Below are 2,287 nucleotides of genomic sequence, written 5' to 3'. Positions count from 1 at the left end.
CTTTGGTGCCTTCGGGAACTCTGAGACAGGTGCTGCATGGCTGTCGTCAGCTCGTGTTGTGAAATGTTGGGTTAAGTCCCGCAACGAGCGCAACCCTTATCCTTTGTTGCCAGCGGTCCGGCCGGGAACTCAAAGGAGACTGCCAGTGATAAACTGGAGGAAGGTGGGGATGACGTCAAGTCATCATGGCCCTTACGAGTAGGGCTACACACGTGCTACAATGGCATATACAAAGAGAAGCGACCTCGCGAGAGCAAGCGGACCTCATAAAGTATGTCGTAGTCCGGATTGGAGTCTGCAACTCGACTCCATGAAGTCGGAATCGCTAGTAATCGTGGATCAGAATGCCACGGTGAATACGTTCCCGGGCCTTGTACACACCGCCCGTCACACCATGGGAGTGGGTTGCAAAAGAAGTAGGTAGCTTAACCTTCGGGAGGGCGCTTACCACTTTGTGATTCATGACTGGGGTGAAGTCGTAACAAGGTAACCGTAGGGGAACCTGCGGTTGGATCACCTCCTTACCTTAAAGAAACGTTCTTTGTAGTGCTCACACAGATTGTCTGATGAATGATGAACTTCTGAATGTACTTTCAAGTGCATTAAGAAGTTTTGCTCTTTAAAAATCTGGATCAAGCTGAAAATTGAAACGACACACTGTGTCTGTTCTCCGTAATAAGAACAGATAAAAGGTGTGTTCGAGTCTCTCAAATTTTCGCAACACGATGGTGTTTTACGAAACATCTTCGGGTTGTGAGGTTAAGCGACTAAGCGTACACGGTGGATGCCCTGGCAGTCAGAGGCGATGAAGGACGTGCTAATCTGCGATAAGCGCCGGTAAGGTGATATGAACCGTTATAACCGGCGATTTCCGAATGGGGAAACCCAGTGTGATCCGTCACACTATCGTTAACTGAATACATAGGTTAACGAAGCGAACCGGGGGAACTGAAACATCTAAGTACCCCGAGGAAAAGAAATCAACCGAGATTCCCCCAGTAGCGGCGAGCGAACGGGGAGCAGCCCAGAGTCTGAATCAGCATGTGTGTTAGTGGAACGGTCTGGAAAGTCCGACGGTACAGGGTGATAGTCCCGTACACAAAAATGCACATGTTGTGAACTCGAAGAGTAGGGCGGGACACGTGGTATCCTGTCTGAATATGGGGGGACCATCCTCCAAGGCTAAATACTCCTGACTGACCGATAGTGAACCAGTACCGTGAGGGAAAGGCGAAAAGAACCCCGGCGAGGGGAGTGAAAAAGAACCTGAAACCGTGTACGTACAAGCAGTGGGAGCACCTTCGGGTGTGACTGCGTACCTTTTGTATAATGGGTCAGCGACTTATATTCTGTAGCAAGGTTAACCGTATAGGGGAGCCGAAGGGAAACCGAGTCTTAACTGGGCGTTAAGTTGCAGGGTATAGACCCGAAACCCGGTGATCTAGCCATGGGCAGGTTGAAGGTTGGGTAACACTAACTGGAGGACCGAACCGACTAATGTTGAAAAATTAGCGGATGACTTGTGGCTGGGGGTGAAAGGCCAATCAAACCGGGAGATAGCTGGTTCTCCCCGAAAGCTATTTAGGTAGCGCCTCGTGAATTCATCTTCGGGGGTAGAGCACTGTTTCGGCTAGGGGGTCATCCCGACTTACCAACCCGATGCAAACTGCGAATACCGAAGAATGTTATCACGGGAGACACACGGCGGGTGCTAACGTCCGTCGTGAAGAGGGAAACAACCCAGACCGCCAGCTAAGGTCCCAAAGTCATGGTTAAGTGGGAAACGATGTGGGAAGGCACAGACAGCCAGGATGTTGGCTTAGAAGCAGCCATCATTTAAAGAAAGCGTAATAGCTCACTGGTCGAGTCGGCCTGCGCGGAAGATGTAACGGGGCTAAACCATGCACCGAAGCTGCGGCAGCGACACTATGTGTTGTTGGGTAGGGGAGCGTTCTGTAAGCCGTTGAAGGTGTCCTGTGAGGGATGCTGGAGGTATCAGAAGTGCGAATGCTGACATAAGTAACGATAATGCGGGTGAAAAACCCGCACGCCGGAAGACCAAGGGTTCCTGTCCAACGTTAATCGGGGCAGGGTGAGTCGACCCCTAAGGCGAGGCCGAAAGGCGTAGTCGATGGGAAACAGGTTAATATTCCTGTACTTGGTGTTACTGCGAAGGGGGGACGGAGAAGGCTATGTCGGCCGGGCGACGGTTGTCCCGGTTTAAGCGTGTAGGTGTGTGTTCCAGGTAAATCCGGTTCACTTTAACACTGAGGCGTGATGACGAGGC

2 rRNA genes (1 of these 2 running past the window's edge) are annotated in these 2,287 nt (G+C 51.3%); both read left to right on the top strand.

The window, feature by feature from the left end:
* Positions 1-524: ribosomal RNA gene (locus tag FHD02_RS13360) — 16S ribosomal RNA — on the top strand; the annotation flags it as partial.
* A gap of 233 nt (positions 525-757) precedes the next feature.
* Positions 758-2,287, top strand: a 23S ribosomal RNA gene (locus FHD02_RS13355) (it continues 1,270 nt past the right edge of the window).

The organism is Citrobacter sp. EC_71 (assembly GCF_019584005.1).
Lineage (GTDB): Bacteria > Pseudomonadota > Gammaproteobacteria > Enterobacterales > Enterobacteriaceae > Citrobacter > Citrobacter werkmanii.
Note: the sequence above shows the minus strand (reverse complement) of the source record. Positions and strands in the feature narration are given on the sequence as shown.